Below are 21,087 nucleotides of genomic sequence, written 5' to 3'. Positions count from 1 at the left end.
GCGGGCGCCGGCTGCCGTTTGCCGTCGTCAGCCGGCGCGAAGCCGTGCGTGCGCGCGCCTGCCGGTCGCGGCAATCGCCGTGTGCGCATGTCGGCCATACCGCGCGCGGCTGCAGCAGCGTCGCTACAATGGCGTATTGAATTCCAACGATCTCCGCTTCCATCGATGTCGAACCCGAATCCCGCGGCGCCGCGCGCGCCGATGCTGTCGACCGCCGAGGCGCTCGCCGCGCTGCTCGATGCCGCGAAGCCGCTGCCCGGCGTCGAAACCGTCGCGACGCTCGACGCGCTCGGTCGCGTGCTGGCGGCCGACGTGATCTCGCCGCTCGACGTGCCGCCGATGCATACGAGCGCGATGGACGGCTATGCGGTGCGCGTCGCCGATCTGCTGCATGGCGAGCGCCGCTTGCCGGTGTCGCAGCGGATCCCGGCCGGCCATCCGGCCGCGCCGCTCGTGGCCGGCACGGCCGCGCGCATCTTCACCGGCGCGACGGTGCCGGCCGGCGCCGATGCCGTCGTGATGCAGGAGCAGACGTCGGCCGACGGCGACGCGGTCGAGATCCTGCACACGCCGAAGGCCGGCGAATGGATCACCGCGCAGGGCGCGGACATCCGCCAGGGCTCGGTGATCCTGCCGGCCGGCACGCGGCTCACGCCGCAGGCGCTCGGGCTCGCCGCATCGGTCGGCTGCGCGCAGTTGCCGGTGGTTCGCCGGATTCGCGTCGCGGTGTTCTTCACCGGCGACGAACTGACGATACCCGGCGAGCCGCTGAAGCCCGGCGCGATCTACAACTCCAACCGCTTCACGCTGCGCGGGCTGCTGGAGCGGCTCGGCTGCCACGTGACGGACTACGGGATCGTGCCCGACTCGCTGGCCGCAACCCGCGACACGCTGCGCGAGGCCGCGCGCGATCACGACGTGATCCTGACGAGCGGCGGCGTATCGGTCGGCGACGAGGATCACGTGAAGCCCGCCGTCGAAGCGGAGGGGCGGCTCGCGCTGTGGCAGATCGCGATGAAGCCCGGCAAGCCGCTCGCGTTCGGCGCGGTGCGCCGCGGCGACGCATGCGCGGACGCGCATTTCATCGGGCTGCCGGGCAACCCCGTGTCGAGCTTCGTCACGTTCCTGCTGTTCGTCCGGCCGTTCCTGCTGCGCCTGTCGGGCGTACGTGACGTCGCGCCGCGCGCGCTGTCGTTGCGCGCCGACTTCTCGCAGCACAAGGGCGACCGGCGCAACGAATTCCTGCGTGCGCGCGTGAACGCGGCCGGCGGCCTCGATCTGTTCCCGAACCAGAGCTCGGCGGTGCTGACCTCGACGGTCTGGGGCGACGGCCTGATCGACAATCCGCCGCAGCACGCCATCAGCGCGGGCGAGACCGTGCGTTTCATTCCGTTTTCCGAACTGCTGTCGTAAGCGACGGTTTTCCGACCTATGAAGATTCAGCTGAAATTCTTTGCAAGCGTGCGCGAGGCACTGGGCGTGTGCGACGAGCAGGCCGACGTGCCCGACGGCGTGACGACCGTCGGCGACGTGCGCGCGTGGCTGCGCCTGCGCGGCGGCGCGTGGGCCGAGACGCTCGCCGAAGGGCGTGCGTTGCGGATGGCCTGCAATCACGAGATGACCGACCCGGAAACGCGGCTCACCGACGGGTGTGAAGTCGCGTTTTTTCCGCCGGTGACCGGCGGTTGACCGAGCACATGGCCGGCGTCGGCGCTGCCGTGCACGCGCCGGCCGACAGGAACAGACGATGCCGACAGTACGAATCCAGACCGCCGATTTCGACCTGAATGCCGAGGTCGCGGCATTGCGCGCGCGCAATCCGCGGATCGGCGCCGTCGCGTGCTTCGTCGGCACGGTGCGCGACCTGAACGAAGGCGATGCGGTCGCCGCGCTGGAGCTCGAGCACTATCCGGGCATGACCGAGAAGGCGCTCGAGAAGATCGCCGCCGAAGCCGGCCGGCGCTGGCCGGGAATCGACGTCGCGATCGTGCATCGGGTCGGCCGGCTGCTGCCGCTCGACCAGATCGTGATGGTCGCGACCGTCGCGGCGCACCGCGGCGATGCGTTCGCGTCGTGCGAATTCGTGATGGATTACCTGAAGACCGAGGCGCCGTTCTGGAAGAAGGAAACGACGCCGGACGGCGAGCGCTGGGTCGATGCGCGCAGCACCGACGACGCGGCGCTCGCGCGCTGGGGAATCGAGTCGGGCAACCGGCCGCGCTGAGCGGCGCGTACGAGCCCCGCGGCGATTCGCCGCAGCCGCGCGCGCGGCGCGCGCATCGGCATGGCGGGCATCAGGCGTCGGGGCCGGCCTCGGGCTCGACGCCGCGCCCGATGATCTTCGCCGGGAACGGCTCGCCGCGCGCGCGCGACGGCAGCGCGTGCCCATCGTCGTCCGCGTCGCGGCGGCGCGGCGCGATCGCATCGAGCAGCGCCTGCTGCTCGGCCGGAATCCGATAATCCCACCCGAAGCGGCTCAGCTGCAGGCTCTGCGCGATTCTGAGCGCCGGCTCCATGAAGCGCACGGCCGCCGCCGGCGTGTAGCGCGCTTCGACCGTCTTCAGGAACAGCGACAGCCAGCGGCTGAAGTGCGCGGGCTCGATCCCGTCGAGCGGCTGATGCGCCTGCTGCACGTTGCCGCGATAGCCCCTGGTGCCGAGCACGAGGCTCGACCAGAAGCTGACCATTTTGGGCAGATGCGCGTCCCAGCGCCCGTCCAGCTTGGCATCGAACACCGGCCCGAGCAGCGGATCGGCGCGCACGCGATCGTAGAACGCGTACACGAGGTCGCGGATGTTGGCTTCGGTCGGTTCGGCGTCGCGGATGCGGGCCGGCGCGGTATCGGACGAGGCGGGCAGGGAGGTCATGACGAAAAAGGGCCGGGAAAGTCGGGGCGTTGGCGGTGCGGCTGCGCGCTTCAGGCGCAGGACGCGCGCACGATTTTGACGCAAAATAGCGTCGACCAAGGTCGGAAAAATGCGTGGATGTAATGCATCTTATTGCGCGCCGGCCATTCCGGCAACCGTATCGCGTCGCGCGATCGCGCCCGCCGCCCGGCGAGCGTTCCGATTGATGCAGCGTGCATAATCGGGCCCGATCGACATTTTTGCGTACCGCTCATGAGACTCACCGACTACACCGACTACGCGCTGCGCGTGATGCTGTACCTTGCCGTGCGCGGCGACGGGCTCGCGACGATCCAGGAGATCTCGGATGCCTACGGCGTCTCGAAGAATCATTTGATGAAGGTCGTCCAGCAGCTCGGCGAGCTCGGCTGGGTCGATACGGTGCGCGGGCGCAATGGCGGCTTGCGGCTGTTTCCCGCGTCGCTGAAGCTCACGATCGGCCAGGTCGTGCGCGCCACCGAGAACGATTTCGCGCTGGTCGGCTGCTTTGCGCCGGACGGCGGCGAATCGCGCGGCTGCGTGATCCAGCCGCAGTGTCAGCTCAAGGGCGTGCTGGCGGCCGCGCGCGACGCGTTCTTCGCCGAGCTCGACCGCCATACGATCGGCGAGCTGTCCGTGCCCGCGTCGCCGCTCGTCGCACTGCTCGGGATTCGCCCGGCCGCGCCCGCGCGCGGCGACGCAGCGCCGGACGACGCACCGGCCGCCGCCGCCTTGCCGACCAAGGCCGATTGACGTCTGCCGCGCCTGCCGCCGGGCGCCTCTGACGCCCGTGCGGGCCGCCTCCCGCCGCCCGGCAACTGTTGAGTTGAATCAACCGGATTTTCGCTTGAAACCCGTATAACGATCCTCATCTTGGTGTTAATCGAAAATTGGAGGCTTCACCCAAATGAGAATCGACAAGCTAACCACCAAGTTCCAGGAAGCGCTCGCGGACGCCCAGAGCCTCGCCGCCGGCCGCGACAATCAATACATCGAACCCGTGCACGTGCTGGCGGCGCTGGTCGCGCAGCAGGACGGCTCGGCGCGTTCGCTGATGTCGCGGGCGGGCGTACACGTGCAGGCGCTGCAAGGCGCGCTCAACGAAGCAATCGCGCGTCTGCCGCAGGTGACAGGCACTGGCGGCGACATCCAGATCGGCCGTGAACTGGCCGGGCTGCTGAACCAGGCCGACAAGGAAGCGCAGAAGCTGAACGACACGTTCATCGCGAGCGAGATGTTCCTGCTCGCCGTCTCCGACGACAAGGGCGAAGCCGGCAAGCTCGCGCGCCAGCACGGCCTCACGCGCAAGGCGCTCGAAGCCGCGATCGCCGCGGTGCGCGGCGGCTCGCAGGTGCACAGCCAGGACGCGGAAAGCCAGCGCGAGGCGCTGAAGAAATACACGGTCGACCTGACCGAGCGCGCGCGTGCCGGCAAGCTCGATCCGGTGATCGGCCGCGACGACGAAATCCGCCGCTCGATCCAGATCCTGCAGCGCCGCACCAAGAACAACCCGGTGCTGATCGGCGAGCCGGGCGTCGGCAAGACCGCGATCGTCGAAGGACTCGCGCAACGGATCGTCAACGGCGAAGTGCCGGAGACGCTGAAGGGCAAGCGCGTGCTGTCGCTCGACATGGCCGCGCTGCTCGCCGGCGCGAAGTATCGCGGCGAGTTCGAAGAGCGCCTGAAGTCCGTGCTCAACGACATCGCGAAGGACGAAGGCCAGACGATCGTGTTCATCGACGAGATCCACACGATGGTCGGCGCGGGCAAGGCCGAAGGCGCGATGGATGCGGGCAACATGCTGAAGCCGGCGCTGTCGCGCGGCGAGCTGCACTGCATCGGCGCGACCACGCTCGACGAATACCGCAAGTACATCGAGAAGGACGCCGCGCTCGAACGCCGCTTCCAGAAGGTGCTGGTCGACGAGCCGAGCGTCGAGGCGACCATCGCGATCCTGCGCGGGCTGCAGGAAAAGTACGAACTGCACCACGGCGTCGACATCACCGACCCGGCGATCGTCGCGGCGGCCGAGCTGTCGCATCGGTACATCACCGACCGGTTCCTGCCGGACAAGGCGATCGACCTGATCGACGAGGCCGCGTCGAAGATCAAGATGGAAATCGATTCGAAGCCCGAAGAGATGGACAAGCTCGATCGCCGGCTGATCCAGCTGAAGATCGAACGCGAGGCCGTGAAGAAGGAGCAGGACGAGGCGTCGCAAAAGCGCCTGCAGCTGATCGAGGAGGAGATCGAGCGGCTCGGTCGCGAATACGCGGACCTCGAGGAAATCTGGACCGCCGAGAAGGCAGCGGTGCAGGGCGGCGCGCAGCTCAAGGAAGAGATCGAGAAGGTGCGCGCCGACATCGTGCGTCTGCAGCGTGAAGGCAAGCTGGAGAAGGTCGCCGAACTGCAGTACGGCAGGCTGCCGCAGCTCGAGTCGCAACTGAAGCAGGTCACGCAGGCCGAAGCGCAGGAGCAGCACGCGCCGACGCGTCCGCGTCTGCTGCGCACGCAGGTCGGCGCTGAAGAAATCGCGGAGGTCGTGTCGCGTGCCACCGGGATTCCGGTGTCGCGGATGATGCAGGGCGAACGCGAGAAGCTGCTGCACATCGAGGAAAAGCTGCACGAGCGCGTGGTCGGCCAGGACGAGGCGATCAGCGCGGTGGCCGATGCGATCCGCCGCTCGCGCGCGGGGCTCGCCGATCCGAACCGTCCGTACGGCTCGTTCCTGTTCCTCGGGCCGACCGGCGTGGGCAAGACCGAGCTGTGCAAGGCGCTGGCGTCGTTCCTGTTCGACTCGGAAGAGCACCTGATCCGGATCGACATGAGCGAGTTCATGGAGAAGCACAGCGTCGCCCGCCTGATCGGCGCGCCGCCGGGCTATGTCGGCTACGAGGAAGGCGGCTACCTGACGGAAGCCGTGCGCCGCAAGCCGTACAGCGTGATCCTGCTCGACGAGATCGAGAAGGCGCATCCGGACGTGTTCAACGTGCTGCTGCAGGTGCTCGACGACGGCCGCATGACCGACGGGCAGGGCCGCACGGTCGACTTCAAGAACACGGTGATCGTGATGACGTCGAACCTCGGCTCGCAGGTGATCCAGTCGCTGACCGGCTCGCCGCAGGAAGAGATCAAGGACGCGGTGTGGATCGAGGTGAAGCAGCACTTCCGCCCCGAGTTCCTGAACCGGATCGACGACGTCGTCGTGTTCCATGCGCTCGATCGCAGCAACATCGAATCGATCGCGAAGATCCAGCTCGCCCGCCTGCACGACCGGCTCGCGAAGCTCGACATGGCGCTCGACGTGTCGCCGGCGGCGCTCGAGCAGATCGGCAAGGTCGGCTACGACCCGCTGTTCGGCGCGCGGCCGCTGAAGCGCGCGATCCAGCAGGAGATCGAGAACCCGGTCGCGAAGCTGATCCTCGCGGGCCGCTTCGGTCCGAAGGACGTGATCCCGGTCGACGTCAGCGACGGCCAGTTCGTGTTCGATCGCGTCGTGCACTGAGCGGCATCGGCCGCCCGCACGCCCGGCTCGCGCCGGGCGCGCAAAAACGAACGCCCCGCTTCGTGCGGGGCGTTTGCATATGGGCCGGCGCAACCGCCGCCGGACCGTCGGGCCGTGCGCTGCGCGCTCAGCCTTGCTTGTTGCCGCCGAACATGCCGGCGAGCTGCGTGAGCGTGCCCAGCACGTTCGACGTGTCGATCTGGCCGCCGGCCGGCACTTCGCCGTTCGGCGTCGCGCCGTTGACCACGTGCGGCAGCACCTGCGCGAGAATCGACGAGGCCTGCGACGGGTCGATGCCGACCTTGCTCGCGAGCGAGCCGACGACGTCGGAGCCGAGCACGTTCTGCAGCGTGTCGGCCGAGATCGGCTGGTTTTCGCCGGTGCCGACCCACGAGCCGATCACTTCGCCCGCGCCGCCGGCCTTGAACTTCTCGATCAGCCCGTTCAGGCCGCCCGGCTGGTTGTTGATGAATTCGAGCGCGGTCGCGATGAGCGCGCTTTGCGAGTTGCCGCCGGCCTGGCCGCCGATCAGACCGCCGACGATGTCGAGGAGACCCATGATTCTTCACCTTCACTGAAAAGGGCGCCGTACGACGGCGCCCGTTGAACGAATGCCGCGCGCACGCGGCGTATGTCAGGCGCCCGACGCCGCGGCGGCGGAGGCGGCCTTGTCCTTCTTGCTCTTCTTCTTCGAACCCTTGGTCGCTTTCGCGGACGACGCTGCGGCCGGGGCGCTCGCGCCTGCATCGGCCGACGCCGCTGCTGCTGCTGCCGCCTTGTCCTTCTTCGACGCACGCTTGCTCTTCGCCGGCTTGGCCGCCGCGTCGGACGCGCTGGCGGCAGGCGCGGTCGCGGTCGCCGGCGTGCCGGTGGTCGCGCTCGGCGACGTCGTGGCCGACGGGGCCGGAGCCGGAGCCGCCGACGGCGTCGCGGCCGGCTTCGACAGCTTCACGCCCTTCGGCGGCGTCGACGAGCCGCCGATCGTCAGACCGTTCTCCTCGAGATGGCCGACCGATTTCGTGCCGAGCCCCTTCACGCGGTTCGCGAGATCGTCCGCATCCTTGAACGGGCCGTTCTTCGTGCGTTCGTCGATGATCGCCTTCGACTTCACGGGCCCGAGGCCCTTCACCGCTTCGAGCGCCGCCTGGTCGGCGGTGTTGACCTCGACGGCAGCGGCCAGACCGGCGGCAAGCGACAACGACAGCGCGACGAACAGCATCAGCAGCTTCTTCAGCATGGCAGGCTCCCTGATTCGGACGGACGGATGGATGGCGGTAGCAATCGACGGCGACGCGACACCCGCCGCGTGCCGCCGTTAAGCATAGGTCAAATGCGTGCCCTTTTTGAGACAGGCTTCCCGCATCTTGCTGAAGGCTTGCGCCGGTGTAAAGACGCAAAGCCGCGCGGCACGGCGCTTTTGACCATTCTTGACGGTGTGCGCGGGTGTGGGCGGGTGTGTGAGGCAGCGCGTGACGACGATCGGGCCTGGCCGTTCGATCGTGCTTGACTTAGAGTGAACTCTAACTCCTAACCTTGTTCCTGCCATGTCGAAAACCGTTTCCAGATCCACCGCCGCCGGCCCGCTGACGATCGGGCAAGTCGCCGAACTGACCGGCGTGTCGACGCACACGCTGCGCTATTACGAGCAGGCCGGGCTGTTGCGCGCGATTTCACGCACGGCCGCCGGGCACCGGCTCTATGCGCCGGCCGACCTGGACTGGCTCGCGTTCGTGATGCGCCTGAAGGCGACCGGCATGCCGATCGCGCAGATGCAGCAGTTCGCGGCGCTGCGGGCCGAAGGCGAGTCGACCTTCGGCGCGCGGCGGCGCTTGCTCAGTGCGCATCGCGATGCGGTGCGCGCGCACATCGCCGAGTTGCAGGCGAGCCTCGACGCGATCGGCGACAAGATCGCGTACTACGAGCAGCAGGAGCGCGAGACGGAACGACGGGCAAATCCTACTCACTTACCCTCGGAACAGGACGGACACCATGGAACGACTCGTTGACGATCGCTTTGCGCGCGGCTGGAACAAGCTGAAGGAAATCGACGGCGAAGTGGGCGAGCGCGTCATCGCGGCGCTCGCGCCGATCGCACCGGACTTCGGACGGCTGTTGGTCGAATTCGGCTTCGGCGACATCTACAGCCGGCCGCAACTCGACCTGAAGGCGCGCGAGATCGCGACGATCGCCGCGCTGGCCGCGCTCGGCAATGCGCAGCCGCAATTGAAGGTACACATCGAGGCCGCGCTGAACGTCGGCTGCACGCGCGACGAGATCGTCGAGGTGTTCATGCAGATGGCCGTCTATGCGGGCTTTCCGGCAGCATTGAACGCACTGTTCGCCGCGCACGAGGTGTTCACGCGGCGCGTCGACGCGGCCGGCGCCGACGCCCGCACGGAAGCGGCCGTGGCGCACTGCGGGTGAAGCGAAGCGCGCGTCGGCGGGCGAACGCGCCGACGGATCAGATCCGGTGCGGCGCGACGATCCGGTGCTTGGCGATGCGCCGGTACAGCGTCGCGCGCGAGATGCCGAGCGCGCGCGCGGCGGCGTCGGGCCGCCAGCGATGGGCGGTGAGCGCCGCGACGATGCGGCCGCGCTCGTCGTCCGGCGGCACGCCCGCGCCGTGCCGGGCACCGAGCTGCGCGGCGAGGTCGGCCGGCAAGTCGCGCCGCGTCACGCGCGCGCCGTCGCATACCGCGCACGCGTAGCGCAGCACGTTGCGCAGCTGGCGCACGTTGCCGGGCCACGGGTAGGCGGCGAGCTCTTCGGCAAGCGTCGCGTCGAGCGTCAGCACGTGGCCGGTGGCCTGCGCCTCCTCGGCGAACACCGCGGCGATCACGTCGCGCACGTCCGCGCGCTCGCGCAGCGGCGGCAGCGCGAACGTCGCGCCGCTCAGCCGGTAGTACAGATCCTCGCGGAACGTGCCGTCGGCGACCATGCGGGCGAGATCGCGGTGCGTCGCGCAGATCACGTCGAGATCGACGCGCACCGGCGTGTCGCTGCCGAGCGGCACGACCTCGCCGTCCGCGAGCACGCGCAGCAGGCGCGTCTGCAACGCGAGCGGCATGTCGCCGATTTCGTCGAGGAACAGCGTGCCGCCGTCGGCGAGCGCGATCTTGCCGCGCGCGCCGTGCTTGCGCGCGCCGGTGAACGCGCCGGCCGCATAGCCGAACAGTTCGCTCTCGATCAGCGCCTCCGGCAGCGCGCCGCAGTTGACCGCCACGAACGGCCGCGCGCGCCGCGCGCCGGCGTCATGCACTGCGCGCGCAAACACTTCCTTGCCCGCGCCCGTCTCGCCGAGCACGAGGATCGGCAGCCGCTTGCTCGCCACGCGCAGCGCGAGTTCGGCCTGCTGCGCGACGCGCGCGTCGCTGCTGTTCAGGAACGGCGTGAGCGCGCCGACGTGACGCTGCTCGGCGCCCGGGCGGCGCGCCGTCTTGTCGGTCTCGCGGTTCGCGCGCCGCAGCGGCGCCCGCAGCCGTGCATAGAGCGGCGCGCCGGTGGCGCGCAGCCGCAGCGCAACGATCGCATCGAGGCGCGCGGCGTCGCGCAGCGGCATCTCGGTCGCATCGAAGATCTCGTCGATATGGCGCGGCTCGTTCAGCGCCGGCAGCGCGTCGCGCGCGTGCCGGTTCGCGGCGATGATGTTGCCGCATTCGTCGAACGCGATCAGCCATTCGGGTTGCGCCTCGACGTAATGACGGTTCGGATGACCGAACAGAATCCAGTGCTGCGCGGTGCTGTGCACGAAGTAGCCGTCCTCGATCAGCGCCGCGCTCTGCCGCACGAGCTGGTACACGAGGCGCTGACTGTCGCGGCTGTCCGGCGACTGCACGGCCGATGCGTCGAGCACGCCGATCAGCTCGCCGCCCGGCGAGAAGATCGGCGCGGCGCTGCAGGTCAGCGTGGTGAACGCGGCGCGGAAGTGGTCGGTCTTGTGCACGGTGATCGGCGCGAGATCGGTCAGCACGCTCGCGACGCCGCAGGTGCCTTCCTCGCTTTCCGACCAGCAGGTGCCGATGTGCAGCCCCGCATGACGAAAATCGTTGCGGCGGTCGCGCTCGATCCGGTAGTCGATCGTCACGCCGTGCGCGTCCGTCAGCATCACGCAATAGTCTGCAACGCGAATCATGTCGTGCAGGCGCGTGAGGCACTGGCCCGACGCGCGCAGGAACGCCTCTTCCTTGTCGCGCACCTCGCGCAGCTCGGCCGCGGTGAGCACGCGCGGGCCGATTGACGACGCGGGATCGAGCGCGTAGCGCTCGAGCGAGCGCTGCCACGACGACACCAGACGCGCGGATTCGGCCGGCGCGGGCAGGCGTCCGGCGAGCGCGCCAAGGACGCGATCGGCGTGCTGGGCCTGGGGGACGGCATAGGGCATGGTCGGCTCCGGTTCCATACGGCAGGGAATTCGACCTTCTTGTAGCACATCCGCTTGCGCGGATCACATTGCATCGCAGCACGCGGCACGCGTGAGACGTTCGTCTCAGCGCGATCTCGGCCGTCTCGCGCCGTTGAGACGCGCGGGCGGGCCGGCCGCGACGTTCGGCCGGCGCGCGCCGTGCCGCGACACGCATGGCTCGGCGGCCGAACCGCGCGATGGGCGACGTCGCCGCGGCAGCCACCCGTGCGACTCGGCCGCGTGAGACGCACGGGGCGTTTCGTGCGGCGGCGAGCCGTCGCGCCGGCCTGCGTCACCGCCCGGCAGCGGTGCCGAGCCTGTATCCGCGCGGGTTTCGCGGTCGTGGTGCGCACGATGGCACGCCGCTTGCAGATGTGATCGGCAAGCCCGGCGCGTTCGCGTCGGCGACGACGATCCGCTGCCCTCGATGACGGCGGACGAGACATGCAGGGCCGCTGCGCGAGCGCCGGCCCAATGGATGGAGACAAGCCCGTGACGACGCCCGTGACCGTCGGCGTGATCGCGAACCCCGCATCGGGGCGCGACATTCGCCGTCTGACGACGCATGCATCCGTGTTCCCGACCGCGGAGAAGGCCAACATGGTCGTGCGCCTGCTCGCCGGCCTCGGCGCGATGGGCGTCGAGCGCGTGCTGACCTTGCGCGACAAGACGGGCATCGCGACGCTGCTGATGCGTGCGCTCGATACGCACCGCGCGGTCGCGCCGCACGAGCGCTGGCCCGAGGTCGAATTCGTCGATCTGCCGATCACCGACAGCGTCGCCGACACGCAGGCGGGCGCCGCCTACATGCACCGGATGGAAGTGTCGCTGATCGTCGTGCTCGGCGGCGACGGCACCCATCGCGCGGTCGCCGCGCACTGCGGCGCGACGCCGCTCGTCGCGCTGTCCACCGGCACCAACAACGCCTTTCCCGAACATCGCGAGGCAACCGTCGCGGGCGTCGCGGCCGGGCTCGCCGCGACCGGCGCGGTGCCGGCCGAGATCGCGTTCGTGCGCAACAAGCGGCTCGTCGTGCGCTGCATCGCCGGGGCCAACGCGGGGCGCGAGGAGATCGCGCTGGTCGACGTGTGCGCGGCGCGACAGCGCTTCATCGGCGCGCGTGCGGTCACCGGGCCGGCCGACATCGAGACGCTCTACCTGACCTTCGCGGAGCCGGACGGCATCGGCCTGTCCGCGCTCGGCGGCGCATGGGCGCCGCTCGAGCGCAGCGCGCCGCACGGGCTCGCGATGCGCTTTGCCGTCGACGGGCGGACGGACGGCACGCCGCTCGTCGCGCCGATCGCACCGGGGCGCGTCGATCGCGTCGTGATGCGCAGCTGCGAGCGGCTGGAGCCCGGTGCATGGCAGACCATCCCGTTCGAGCGCGGCACGCTCGCATTCGACGGCGAGCGCGAGATCGAGGTCGCGCGCGGCGAGCGCTACGAGATCGCGCTCGACTGGCACGGGCCGCTGACCGTCGACGTCGGCCGCACGCTGCGCTACGCGTCGTCACGACAGGTGCTGCGCGAAGCCGGCGCGTGGCGCGATTGAAGGTGCGTGTACCGGCAAGCCATTTCGATATCCATAACGACGAACACGGAGACATCGCCATGACAACCCCTCTGGAAGGCCAGGTCGCGATCGTGACCGGCGGTGCGCGCGGCATCGGCCGCGGCATCGCGCTGACGCTCGCGGCGGCGGGCGCCGACATCCTGCTGGCCGATCTGCTCGACGACGCGCTCGACTCGACCGCGCGCGAAGTGCGCGCGCTCGGCCGCCGGGCGGTGCTCGCGAAGGTCGACGTCACGCAGGCCGCGCAGGTCGACGCGATGGTCGCGCAGGCGCTCGCCGAGCTGGGCGGGCTCGACATCATGGTGAATTGCGCGGGCGTGATCAGCATTCATCCGGTCGAGGCGCTGAGCGAGCGCGACTGGGATTTCGTGATGGACGTGAACGCGAAGGGCACGTTCCTCGGCTGCCGCGCGGCGCTTCCGCATCTGAAGGCGCAGGGGCATGGGCGGATCATCAACGTCGCATCGATCGCCGGCAAGGAGGGCTTCCCGAATCTCGCCCACTACAGCGCATCGAAGTTCGCGGTGGTCGGTTTCACCAACGCACTGGCGAAGGAACTCGCGCGCGACGGCGTGACCGTCAACGCGATCTGTCCGGGCATCGTGCGCACCTACATGTGGGACCGGCTGTCCGACGAATGGAAGACCGATGGCGAATCGGTCGAGCAATCGTGGCAGCGGCATCAGCTCACGCTGATCCCGCAGGGCCGCGCGCAGACGCCCGAAGACATGGGCCGCCTCGCGCTGTTCTTCGCGACGATGGACAACGTGACCGGCCAGGCCGTGAACGTCGACGGCGGCTTCACGTTCCATTGACCACGCACGCCGAGCAATCCGTCGCCGCGGCGCGGCTGCGGCGGCATTCGCAGTCAGACCTACTCAGGAGACACACATGACCGTTTCGACCCAGCTCAGCAGGGACACGCTGCTGGACGCCTACCGGCTGATGCGCACCATCCGCGAATTCGAGGAGCGCCTGCACGTCGAGTTCGCGACCGGCGAAATCCCCGGCTTCGTTCACCTGTATGCGGGCGAGGAGGCGTCCGCGGTCGGCACGATGCTGCACCTCGGCCTCGAGGACTACGTCGCCACCACGCATCGCGGCCACGGCCACTGCATCGCCAAAGGCGTCGACGTGCACGGGATGATGGCCGAGATCTACGGCAAGAAGACGGGCGTCTGTCACGGCAAGGGCGGCTCGATGCACATCGCCGACCTCGCGATGGGGATGCTCGGCGCCAACGGGATCGTCGGCGCGGGCGGCCCGCTCGTCTGCGGCGCGGCGCTCGCGGCGAAGCACAAGAAGACCGGCGGCGTCGGCGTGTGCTTCTTCGGCGACGGCGCATCGAACCAGGGCGTGATCTTCGAATCGATGAACCTCGCGTCGGTGTGGCGGCTGCCGGCGATCTTCGTCGCCGAGAACAACGGCTATGCGGAAGCGACGTCGGCGAGCTGGTCGGTCGCGACCGACAACATCGCCGACCGCGCGAACGGCTTCGGGATGCCGGGCGTGATCGTCGACGGCTTCGACTTCTTCGCGGTGCACGAAGCGCTCGGCGAAGCGGTCGCACGCGCGCGCAACGGCGGCGGCCCGACGCTCGTCGAGGTGAAGTTCACGCGCTACTTCGGCCACTTCGAGGGCGACGCGCAGACTTACCGCGCGCCGGGAGAAGTGCAGAAGCTGCGCGACGAGAAGGACTGCCTGAAGCACTTCGAAACGCGCGTGGTGCGCGCCGAAGTGCTGACCACCGACGAACTGCGCGCGGTCGATGCGCAGGTGAAGGCGCTGATCGACGACGCGGTCGCGCAGGCGAAGGCCGCGCCGCTGCCCGATGCGGCGGACCTGCTCGCCGACGTGTACGTGTCGTATCCGTGAGCGCGGCCTGACCGAGCAACTGCCGGCCGACACGGCGAACCGAATATTCCAGGAGACAGACATGGCAAGGAAGATCACTTATTCGCAGGCGATCAACGAGGCGCTCGCGCAGGAAATGGCGCGCGACGACAGCGTGATCGTGATGGGCGAGGACAATGCAGGCGGCGCGGGCGCGCCCGGCGAGGACGACGCGTGGGGCGGCGTGCTCGGCGTGACGAAGGGGCTGTTCCACAAGTTTCCGGGCCGCGTGCTCGATACGCCGCTGTCGGAAGGCGGCTACATCGGCGCGGCCGTCGGCGCGGCCGCGTGCGGGATGCGGCCCGTCGCGGAGCTGATGTTCATCGACTTCATGGGCGTGTGCTTCGACCAGATCTTCAATCAGGCCGCCAAATTCCGCTACATGTTCGGCGGCAAGGCCGTCACGCCGGTGGTGATCCGCGCGATGTACGGCGCCGGCCTGCGGGCGGCGGCGCAGCATTCGCAGATGCTCACGTCGCTGTTCACGCATATCCCGGGGCTGAAGGTGGTGTGCCCGTCGACGCCGTACGACGCGAAGGGCCTGCTGATCCAGTCGATCCGCGACAACGACCCGGTGATCTTCCTCGAGCACAAGCTGCTCTACACGCGGGAAGGCGAGGTGCCCGAGGAATCGTATGCGATCCCGTTCGGCGAGGCCAGCATCGTGCGCGAAGGCGACGACGCGACGATCGTCACCTACGGCCGCATGGTCCATCTCGCCACCGACGCGGCCGCGAAGCTCGCGAAGGACGGCATTCACGTCGACGTGATCGACCTGCGCACGACGTCGCCGCTCGACGAGGAAACGATCCTCGAGAGCGCGGAGCGCACCGGGCGCGTGGTGGTCGTCGACGAGGCGAACCCGCGCTGCTCGATCGCCACCGACATCGCGGCGCTCGTCGCGCAGCGCGCGTTCCGCTCGCTGCAGGCGCCGATCGAGCTGGTGACCGCGCCGCACACGCCCACGCCGTTCGCCGGCGTGCTGGAAGACTTGTACATCCCGTCCGCCGATGCGATCGCGCAGGCGGTACTGAAGACGAGGAGCTGACACGATGTCGATTCACATGATCACGATGCCCAAGTGGGGGCTGTCGATGGAGCAGGGGCAGGTCAATGGCTGGCTGAAGTCGATCGGCGAGCGCGTGACGAAGGGCGACGAAGTGCTCGACGTGGAGACCGACAAGATTTCGTCGGGCGTCGAGTGCGCGTTCGACGGCACGCTGCGCCGGCAAGTCGCGCAGGAAGGCGAGACGCTGCCGGTCGGCGCGCTGCTCGGCGTGGTCGCCGCAGCTGATGCGAGCGACGCCGACATCGACGCGGCGATCGCCGAATTCCAGCGCGATTTCGTGCCGAGCGCGGCCGCCGACGACGCGGCCGGCCCGCAGCCCGAGAAGGCGCAGATCGGCGGGCGCACGCTGCGGTTCCTGAAGCTCGGCGACGGCTCGGGCACGCCGGCCGTGCTGATTCACGGCTTCGGCGGCGATCTGAACAACTGGCTGTTCAATCACGCGGAACTCGCCGCGCATCGGCCGGTGTGGGCGCTCGACCTGCCGGGGCACGGCGAGTCCGGCAAGGCGGTCGAGACCGGCAGCCTCGACGAGCTGGCCGACGCGGTGCTCGCGCTGCTCGATGCGCAGCAGATCGAGCGCGCGCACCTGATCGGCCATTCGATGGGCGGCGCGGTGGCGATGGCGGCGGCCGAGCGCGCGCCGCAACGCGTGGCGTCGCTGACGCTGATCGCGAGCGCCGGGCTCGGCGCCGACATCAACCGCGATTACATCGACGGCTTCGTCGCGGGCAACAGCCGCAACACGCTGAAGCCGCATCTCGGCGCGCTGTTCGCGGATCACGCGCTGGTGACGCGGCAACTGGTCGAGGATCTCGTCAAGTACAAGCGGCTCGAAGGCGTGCAGGCGGCGCTCGAGAAGATCGCGAACGCGGCGTTCGACGGCGCGGCCCAGCGGCGCGTGTTCCGCGATCGCGTCGCGTCGCTCGCGCCGCGCACGCTGGTGATCTGGGGCGAGCACGACCAGGTGATTCCCGCGCAGCACGCGCAGGGCTTGCCGGACGGCGTGCGCGCCGAGGTGATCGCCGGCAGCGGCCACATGGTGCAGATGGAGGCGGCTGCCGACGTGAACCGCCTGATCGTCGCGTTTCTCGGAGACTGACGATGGCCGCCGCGCTCGAACGACCCAGCCTCACCGCGCTCGGCCAGCCGGGCGCGCGCAGCCGCGACAAGCTCGCGCGCATTCCGGTGCGCGTCGAGCCCGCGGCGGGCGCGGCGCTGCCGAAGCCGTCGTGGCTGCGGGCGCGGCCTATGTCGAGCGGGGCGGTCGCCGACATGGCGGCCGTGCTGCGCGATCATCGGCTGCATTCCGTCTGCGAGGAGGCGATGTGTCCGAACATCGGCGAATGCTTCGCGCAGCGCACCGCGACCTTCATGATCATGGGCGGGCTGTGCACGCGGCGCTGCCCGTTCTGCGACGTCGCGCACGGCCGTCCCGAGCCGCTCGATCCCGACGAGCCCGCGCGGCTCGCCGCGGCGGCGGCCGCGCTCGGGCTGCGCTACGTCGTGATCACGTCGGTCGATCGGGACGACCTGCGCGATGGCGGCGCCGCGCATTTCGCCGCCTGCATCGCGGCGGTGCGCGCACGCGTGCCGGGCATCGGCGTCGAGGTGCTGACGCCCGATTTTCGCGGCCGCGTCGCGCGTGCGCTCGACGCGTTGTCGTCGGCATGGCCGGACGTGTTCAATCACAACATCGAGACGGTGCCGTCGCTGTATCGGGCCGCGCGGCCCGGCGCCGATTATCGCGGCTCGCTCGAACTGCTCGCGCAGGCGAAGGCCGCGCGGCCGGCACTCGTGACGAAATCGGGCTTGATGCTCGGGCTCGGCGAGCGCGACGACGAGGTGCGCGCCACGCTGCACGACCTGCGCGCGCACGAGGTCGACGTGCTGACGCTCGGCCAGTATCTGGCGCCGTCCGTGCATCATCTGCCGGTGCGGCGCTACGTGAGCCCCGACGCGTTCGACGCGTGGCGCGACGAGGCGCTGGCGCTGGGGTTTCGCGAAGTCGTCGCAGGCCCGCTCGTGCGCTCGTCGTATCACGCGGCCGACGTGCTGAAGCCCGCGTGAGCCGCCAGCCGCGCGTCAGGCGCCAGCCTGCGCGCGGCTCACGCGGCGCAGATAGACCGCGAGGCCGGCGCCGGCGAGCATCAGGCTGAGCGTGTTCGCGAACCAGAAGCCGCGCGCACCGGTCAGCCAGGCCGGCGTGATGCCGCCGACGTCGAAGCCGAGCAGATAGCCGCCGCCGAGCCCGACGCCCCACAGCGCGATCGCGTAGATCACGGTCGGCACGACCGCGACCTTGTACGCGCGCAGCACGAACGCGGAGGTGACCTGCAGCGCGTCGAAGAAGTGGTAGCAGGTGACGATCGCGACGAGCGGCAGCGCCGCGGCGGCGACGGCCGGATCGGGCGTGTACGCGCCGACGATGAGCGGACGCAGCACGAACACCAGCACGCCGTAGGTGGCCGCGACCGCGCACGCGAGCATCACGCTGTGGCGGCCGAGCAGGCGCGCCTCGTCGTGGCGGCCGGCGCCGAGCGCACGCGCGACCAGCGTCGACGCGGCGACGCCGATCGACAGCGGCGTCATGTACAGCACGCCGCCGATATTGCCGGCGATCTGGTGGCCGGCGAGGGAGGTCGTGCCGAACTGCGCGATGAAGAGCGCCATGCAGGTGTACGACGTGACCTCGATCAGGTACGACAGCCCCATCGGCACGCCGAGCTGCAGGATCGCCTTCTGGCGTGCCCACACGGGCCAGCAAAAGCGCGAGAAGATCGCGAGCGGCGCGAACACGTCGAGCTTCGCGAGCAGCGTGAAGCCGATCGCCGCGAGCGCCCAGTTGATCAGCGTGCTCGCGAGCCCGCAGCCGGGGCCGCCGAGCGCCGGCACGCCGAAGCCGCCGAACACGAACCAGACGTTGAGCGGAAACTTCAGCAGCAGCGCGCCGATCTGCAGGATCATCGCGAGGCGCGGCTTGCCGGCCGCGTTGGTGAGCGCGTTGTAGATGCGGAACACGAGGCTCGCCGGCAGGCCGTACGACAGGATGCGCAGGTATTCGACCGTGCGGTCGTGCAGCGTGGGCGGCGCGTGCGCCGCTTGCAGCAGCGCGTCGGGAAAGTGCAGCAGCAGGAAGCCGGGCACCGCGAGCAGCAGCGCGAGCCACAGCGCCTGCCGGACTTCCTCGCCGATCTCGGCATAGCGCCGTGCGCCGTACAGCTGCCCGGTGATCGGCTGCAGCGCCGACAGGATCCCGGTGAGCCCGATGTAGACCGACACGTAGATCGACGAGCCGAGTCCGAGCGCGGCGAGATCGGTGGCCGAATAGCGGCCGACCATCGCGGTGTCGATCACGCTGAACGCGATGATCGCGAGCTGGCCGACCAACACCGGCCATGCGAGGCCGACGATCCGGCGGATGTCGGCGAGCATCGTCACTCGACCGCGCGGTGGCGCGGGCCACGGCGCTTGACGGGCGTCTTCGGCCGCTCGATGCGCTCGTAGAGCCGGAAGCGCTCGTCGCGGTCGGCGACGCGGCGGCCTTCCCACACGAGACGCCAGACGTATTGCGACATCGCGCTCGGCTCGCCGAAGTCCGCGCGGTCCTGGCGCAGGATCACGTCGCATTCGCCGGAGAATTCGAAGTGCATGTCGCCGAAATACGCGAACGTCGCGAGCTGCGCGTCGCCGAGCCGCACGGGCGAGATGCATTCATAGTCTTTCGGCAGGTGCGACGCGATCTGTCGCGCGACATCGCTGTAGGTGCGGCCATAGTTGACGATCGGCAGCCACAGCGTCATCAGCAGCGCCCACATCAGCGTGGTGCCGGCGCCCGACAGCACGACGCTGCGCCACAGCACCTTCGGCTGACGCGACACGCGCCAGCGCGCGAGCACGAACCAGCACACGGTGACCACCACCGCGCAGATGAACGACAGGATCTTGAAATGCGGCTCGTAGCCAGGCACGAGGCGCGCGAGGTTGCGCGCGAGCGGGTGCGGGAAGCCGGTCAGCGACGCCAGCCACACGAGCCAGACGAACGTGCCGAGGATGGTGAAGCTCAATACCGCGAACCAGTCGAACGCGTTGATCGCGCCGCGCTTGAGCGTCGGCAGCGCGAAGGTCGCGAGCACCGCGAGCGGCGGCAGCAGCAGCATGTACATCCGGTTCGACTGCTGGCTCTGCAGGATCACGAGCGCGACCAGCGGCACCACCACCGACAGCGGAATCGCGATATGCGCGCGGCGGCGCATGCCGGCCCAGCTCCACCACGCCCAGATCGCGAGCGGCCACGCGGGCCACGTGAACAGCGGCAGGTTCTTCGCCGCGTAGCCGAGCACCGCGGTCGGCGGGCCCGAAAAGCGCATCAGGCTGCCATGGATCCACTGGTTGAAGAACCACGCGGCGTCGTCGGGCGTCGCGTTGAAGGCGGCGAGCGGCCACAGCGCGAAGATCGCGGCCGCGAGCGGGACGCCGACCAGCGGCAGGCGCAGGTTGCGCATCTCCGGCGTGACGAGCCACAGCACGGCCGTGCCGGCCAGCAACGCGGCCACCAGCACCGGATTGCCCGACAAGGCGACCAGCCCGACCGCGGCGCCCCACCACAGCGCGCCTTGCATCGGCTTGTCGATGCCGCGCACGATGCCGTACACGAACATCGCGATCCACGCGAACTGCGCGAGCTGCGGCGTGGTTTCATGGCCGCGCTCGGCGAGGCCGAAGCAGGCGACGAGAATCAGCAGCGCGCCGTCGGCGAGCGTGCGGCCGTAGTCGCGCGGCTCCGGCTCGCCGCCGAATGCGTACTTGAACGGTTGCACCTCGGCGCGTCGGCCGAGCAGGTAGGCCGCGTACCAGACGAACGCGCAGGCGATGCAGAACAGCACGCCCGTATCGACGCGCGACGCGTTGCTCGCGTCGACCCACGGCGCGAGCGCGCGGATCGACAGCGCGCCGAGCCAGTAGCCGAGCGGCCCGTCGGTCGTGATGAACTTGCCGACCAGATTGGGTAGCAGCCAGTCGTGCCAGCCGCCGGTCGCCATCGTCCACATCACGCCGAAGCCCGCGGCGTCCTCGTTCTTCCACGGGTCGCGGCCGAACAGGCCAAACGCCGCATAGACGAGGCACAGCGTGAGCAGCAGCCAGCGCGGCAGCGCGCGCGTGGCGGAGGCGGTGAGACGAACGACAGGCTTCATGCAGATCAGCGATTTGATTTGTTATGGGCAGGCGGCCGGCACGATCGTGCGCGGGCGGGCCGGATTCGAGCATCCGGCATTGTAGACGCGACGGCCGGTGCGCGTCAGACGATTGCCGCGCTGGGTGCCGGCGCGTGTGCTGTCCCGGCGAGCGGCGACAAAAAAGGGCAGCCTGGGCTGCCCTTTTGTGCGGTACCGGTGCGTTGCAACCACCGGATCGGTGCGAAGCTTACTTCGCGACCTTGCCGCTGGCGCGTGCGCCGAACTTGTTCTTGAACTTCTCGACACGACCTGCCGTGTCCATGATCTTCTGCTGGCCGGTGTAGAACGAGTGCGATTCCGACGACACTTCGATCTTGGCGAGCGGGTAGGTCTTGCCTTCGTGGTCGATGGTTTCACGCGTCTGGATCGTCGAGCGCGTGATGAACTTGAAGCCGTTCGACATGTCTTGGAAGACGACTTCGCGGTAGTCCGGGTGAATGCCAGGTTTCATGATGTTCCTTGGTGAGAGCGGTAGCCAACCCGCCGCTTGCCGTACCGGACCGCACGCATTCGTGCGATTCGGCCGC

At 69.5% G+C, this 21,087-nt stretch carries 20 protein-coding genes; 13 read left to right on the top strand and 7 right to left on the bottom strand.

What is annotated here, in order from left to right; genetic code table 11:
- The first annotated feature begins 165 nt into the window (after positions 1-165).
- Genes glp through C3Y15_RS01775 form a run of 3 tightly spaced genes read left to right on the top strand, consistent with a single transcriptional unit; the run spans position 166 to position 2,224 of the window.
- Positions 166-1,413, top strand: coding sequence for a gephyrin-like molybdotransferase Glp (glp, locus tag C3Y15_RS01785; protein WP_041493838.1), 1,248 nt, complete (start codon positions 166-168; stop codon positions 1,411-1,413).
- An 18-nt stretch (positions 1,414-1,431) separates the two neighbouring features.
- Entirely contained in the window at positions 1,432-1,689 is a 258-nt protein-coding gene (gene moaD, locus C3Y15_RS01780) for a molybdopterin converting factor subunit 1 (RefSeq protein WP_059460801.1), read from the top strand.
- 58 nt (positions 1,690-1,747) lie between these two features.
- Positions 1,748-2,224 carry a molybdenum cofactor biosynthesis protein MoaE gene (locus C3Y15_RS01775; protein WP_011885002.1) on the top strand — a complete coding sequence of 159 codons (477 nt, stop codon included), beginning with the start codon at positions 1,748-1,750 and terminating at the stop codon, positions 2,222-2,224.
- A 70-nt stretch (positions 2,225-2,294) separates the two neighbouring features.
- Here the strand turns inward: C3Y15_RS01775 and C3Y15_RS01770 are convergent, their stop codons facing one another.
- Positions 2,295-2,867, bottom strand: coding sequence for a group III truncated hemoglobin (locus C3Y15_RS01770; RefSeq protein WP_045579048.1), 573 nt, complete (start codon positions 2,865-2,867; stop codon positions 2,295-2,297).
- A 252-nt stretch (positions 2,868-3,119) separates the two neighbouring features.
- Here C3Y15_RS01770 and C3Y15_RS01765 point away from each other — a divergent pair, with 252 nt between their 5' ends.
- Together C3Y15_RS01765 and clpB are read left to right on the top strand one after the other, a co-directional pair.
- Positions 3,120-3,638 carry an Rrf2 family transcriptional regulator gene (locus C3Y15_RS01765; RefSeq protein WP_059460800.1) on the top strand — a complete coding sequence of 173 codons (519 nt, stop codon included), beginning with the start codon at positions 3,120-3,122 and terminating at the stop codon, positions 3,636-3,638.
- 154 nt (positions 3,639-3,792) lie between these two features.
- Positions 3,793-6,390 carry an ATP-dependent chaperone ClpB gene (clpB, locus tag C3Y15_RS01760; RefSeq protein ID WP_059460799.1) on the top strand — a complete coding sequence of 866 codons (2,598 nt, stop codon included), beginning with the start codon at positions 3,793-3,795 and terminating at the stop codon, positions 6,388-6,390.
- 127 nt (positions 6,391-6,517) lie between these two features.
- Here clpB and C3Y15_RS01755 read toward each other — a convergent pair whose 3' ends face one another.
- Together C3Y15_RS01755 and C3Y15_RS01750 are read right to left on the bottom strand one after the other, a co-directional pair.
- A complete protein-coding gene (locus tag C3Y15_RS01755) occupies positions 6,518-6,949 on the bottom strand; it encodes a YidB family protein (RefSeq protein WP_011884998.1) in 432 nt (143 codons plus the stop codon).
- Between the two features lie 75 nt (positions 6,950-7,024).
- Positions 7,025-7,627: a helix-hairpin-helix domain-containing protein gene (locus C3Y15_RS01750; protein ID WP_011884997.1), complete on the bottom strand. Its 603-nt coding sequence runs from the start codon at positions 7,625-7,627 to the stop codon at positions 7,025-7,027.
- 307 nt (positions 7,628-7,934) lie between these two features.
- Here C3Y15_RS01750 and C3Y15_RS01745 point away from each other — a divergent pair, with 307 nt between their 5' ends.
- Together C3Y15_RS01745 and C3Y15_RS01740 are read left to right on the top strand one after the other, a co-directional pair.
- Entirely contained in the window at positions 7,935-8,396 is a 462-nt protein-coding gene (locus C3Y15_RS01745; RefSeq protein ID WP_011884996.1) for a MerR family transcriptional regulator, read from the top strand.
- Positions 8,380-8,814, top strand: coding sequence for a carboxymuconolactone decarboxylase family protein (locus C3Y15_RS01740; RefSeq protein WP_011884995.1), 435 nt, complete (start codon positions 8,380-8,382; stop codon positions 8,812-8,814). Before C3Y15_RS01745 ends, C3Y15_RS01740 begins: the two co-directional genes overlap by 17 nt.
- Positions 8,815-8,851: 37 nt before the next feature.
- Here C3Y15_RS01740 and C3Y15_RS01735 read toward each other — a convergent pair whose 3' ends face one another.
- Positions 8,852-10,771 carry a sigma-54-dependent Fis family transcriptional regulator gene (locus C3Y15_RS01735; protein ID WP_124259647.1) on the bottom strand — a complete coding sequence of 640 codons (1,920 nt, stop codon included), beginning with the start codon at positions 10,769-10,771 and terminating at the stop codon, positions 8,852-8,854.
- A 513-nt stretch (positions 10,772-11,284) separates the two neighbouring features.
- Here C3Y15_RS01735 and C3Y15_RS01730 point away from each other — a divergent pair.
- From C3Y15_RS01730 to lipA, 6 genes are all read left to right on the top strand, one after another.
- A complete protein-coding gene (locus C3Y15_RS01730) occupies positions 11,285-12,343 on the top strand; it encodes an NAD(+)/NADH kinase (RefSeq protein ID WP_034195399.1) in 1,059 nt (352 codons plus the stop codon).
- Between the two features lie 59 nt (positions 12,344-12,402).
- Positions 12,403-13,179, top strand: a complete 777-nt coding sequence (locus C3Y15_RS01725; protein ID WP_011884992.1) for an SDR family NAD(P)-dependent oxidoreductase — start codon at positions 12,403-12,405, stop codon at positions 13,177-13,179.
- A gap of 76 nt (positions 13,180-13,255) precedes the next feature.
- On the top strand, positions 13,256-14,239 hold the full coding sequence (locus tag C3Y15_RS01720; RefSeq protein WP_014723114.1) for a thiamine pyrophosphate-dependent dehydrogenase E1 component subunit alpha: 984 nt from the start codon (positions 13,256-13,258) through the stop codon (positions 14,237-14,239).
- 61 nt (positions 14,240-14,300) lie between these two features.
- A complete protein-coding gene (locus C3Y15_RS01715) occupies positions 14,301-15,305 on the top strand; it encodes an alpha-ketoacid dehydrogenase subunit beta (RefSeq protein WP_046426131.1) in 1,005 nt (334 codons plus the stop codon).
- Positions 15,306-15,309: 4 nt separating this feature from the next.
- Complete coding sequence (locus C3Y15_RS01710; protein ID WP_034195400.1) at positions 15,310-16,425, top strand: acetoin dehydrogenase dihydrolipoyllysine-residue acetyltransferase subunit; 1,116 nt, start codon at positions 15,310-15,312, stop codon at positions 16,423-16,425.
- A 2-nt stretch (positions 16,426-16,427) separates the two neighbouring features.
- Positions 16,428-17,393 (top strand): lipoyl synthase, encoded by a 966-nt coding sequence (lipA, locus tag C3Y15_RS01705; RefSeq protein WP_034195401.1) that lies wholly within the window; start codon positions 16,428-16,430, stop codon positions 17,391-17,393.
- Positions 17,394-17,408: 15 nt separating this feature from the next.
- Here the strand turns inward: lipA and C3Y15_RS01700 are convergent, their stop codons facing one another.
- The 3 genes from C3Y15_RS01700 to C3Y15_RS01685 form a co-directional block, all read right to left on the bottom strand.
- Positions 17,409-18,758 carry an MATE family efflux transporter gene (locus C3Y15_RS01700; RefSeq protein ID WP_034195402.1) on the bottom strand — a complete coding sequence of 450 codons (1,350 nt, stop codon included), beginning with the start codon at positions 18,756-18,758 and terminating at the stop codon, positions 17,409-17,411.
- Positions 18,759-18,760: 2 nt separating this feature from the next.
- Positions 18,761-20,518 (bottom strand): hypothetical protein, encoded by a 1,758-nt coding sequence (locus C3Y15_RS01695; protein WP_059475037.1) that lies wholly within the window; start codon positions 20,516-20,518, stop codon positions 18,761-18,763.
- Positions 20,519-20,747: 229 nt separating this feature from the next.
- Positions 20,748-21,011 carry a type B 50S ribosomal protein L31 gene (locus C3Y15_RS01685; protein ID WP_011884985.1) on the bottom strand — a complete coding sequence of 88 codons (264 nt, stop codon included), beginning with the start codon at positions 21,009-21,011 and terminating at the stop codon, positions 20,748-20,750.
- Between the last annotated feature and the right edge of the window lie 76 nt (positions 21,012-21,087).

Source organism: Burkholderia sp. B10 (assembly GCF_004368385.1).
GTDB classification, from domain to species: domain Bacteria; phylum Pseudomonadota; class Gammaproteobacteria; order Burkholderiales; family Burkholderiaceae; genus Burkholderia; species Burkholderia vietnamiensis.
Note: the sequence above shows the minus strand (reverse complement) of the source record. Positions and strands in the feature narration are given on the sequence as shown.

Bases quoted from the DNA above. Each gene is read 5' to 3' on its own strand.
- glp (WP_041493838.1), top strand. From the start codon at position 166: ATGTCGAACCCGAATCCCGCGGCGCCGCGCGCGCCGATGCTGTCGACC.
- moaD (WP_059460801.1), top strand. From the start codon at position 1,432: ATGAAGATTCAGCTGAAATTCTTTGCAAGCGTGCGCGAGGCACTGGGC.
- C3Y15_RS01775 (WP_011885002.1), top strand. From the start codon at position 1,748: ATGCCGACAGTACGAATCCAGACCGCCGATTTCGACCTGAATGCCGAG.
- C3Y15_RS01770 (WP_045579048.1), bottom strand. From the start codon at position 2,867: ATGACCTCCCTGCCCGCCTCGTCCGATACCGCGCCGGCCCGCATCCGC.
- C3Y15_RS01765 (WP_059460800.1), top strand. From the start codon at position 3,120: ATGAGACTCACCGACTACACCGACTACGCGCTGCGCGTGATGCTGTAC.
- clpB (WP_059460799.1), top strand. From the start codon at position 3,793: ATGAGAATCGACAAGCTAACCACCAAGTTCCAGGAAGCGCTCGCGGAC.
- C3Y15_RS01755 (WP_011884998.1), bottom strand. From the start codon at position 6,949: ATGGGTCTCCTCGACATCGTCGGCGGTCTGATCGGCGGCCAGGCCGGC.
- C3Y15_RS01750 (WP_011884997.1), bottom strand. From the start codon at position 7,627: ATGCTGAAGAAGCTGCTGATGCTGTTCGTCGCGCTGTCGTTGTCGCTT.
- C3Y15_RS01745 (WP_011884996.1), top strand. From the start codon at position 7,935: ATGTCGAAAACCGTTTCCAGATCCACCGCCGCCGGCCCGCTGACGATC.
- C3Y15_RS01740 (WP_011884995.1), top strand. From the start codon at position 8,380: ATGGAACGACTCGTTGACGATCGCTTTGCGCGCGGCTGGAACAAGCTG.
- C3Y15_RS01735 (WP_124259647.1), bottom strand. From the start codon at position 10,771: ATGCCCTATGCCGTCCCCCAGGCCCAGCACGCCGATCGCGTCCTTGGC.
- C3Y15_RS01725 (WP_011884992.1), top strand. From the start codon at position 12,403: ATGACAACCCCTCTGGAAGGCCAGGTCGCGATCGTGACCGGCGGTGCG.
- C3Y15_RS01720 (WP_014723114.1), top strand. From the start codon at position 13,256: ATGACCGTTTCGACCCAGCTCAGCAGGGACACGCTGCTGGACGCCTAC.
- C3Y15_RS01715 (WP_046426131.1), top strand. From the start codon at position 14,301: ATGGCAAGGAAGATCACTTATTCGCAGGCGATCAACGAGGCGCTCGCG.
- C3Y15_RS01710 (WP_034195400.1), top strand. From the start codon at position 15,310: ATGTCGATTCACATGATCACGATGCCCAAGTGGGGGCTGTCGATGGAG.
- lipA (WP_034195401.1), top strand. From the start codon at position 16,428: ATGGCCGCCGCGCTCGAACGACCCAGCCTCACCGCGCTCGGCCAGCCG.
- C3Y15_RS01700 (WP_034195402.1), bottom strand. From the start codon at position 18,758: ATGCTCGCCGACATCCGCCGGATCGTCGGCCTCGCATGGCCGGTGTTG.
- C3Y15_RS01695 (WP_059475037.1), bottom strand. From the start codon at position 20,518: ATGAAGCCTGTCGTTCGTCTCACCGCCTCCGCCACGCGCGCGCTGCCG.
- C3Y15_RS01685 (WP_011884985.1), bottom strand. From the start codon at position 21,011: ATGAAACCTGGCATTCACCCGGACTACCGCGAAGTCGTCTTCCAAGAC.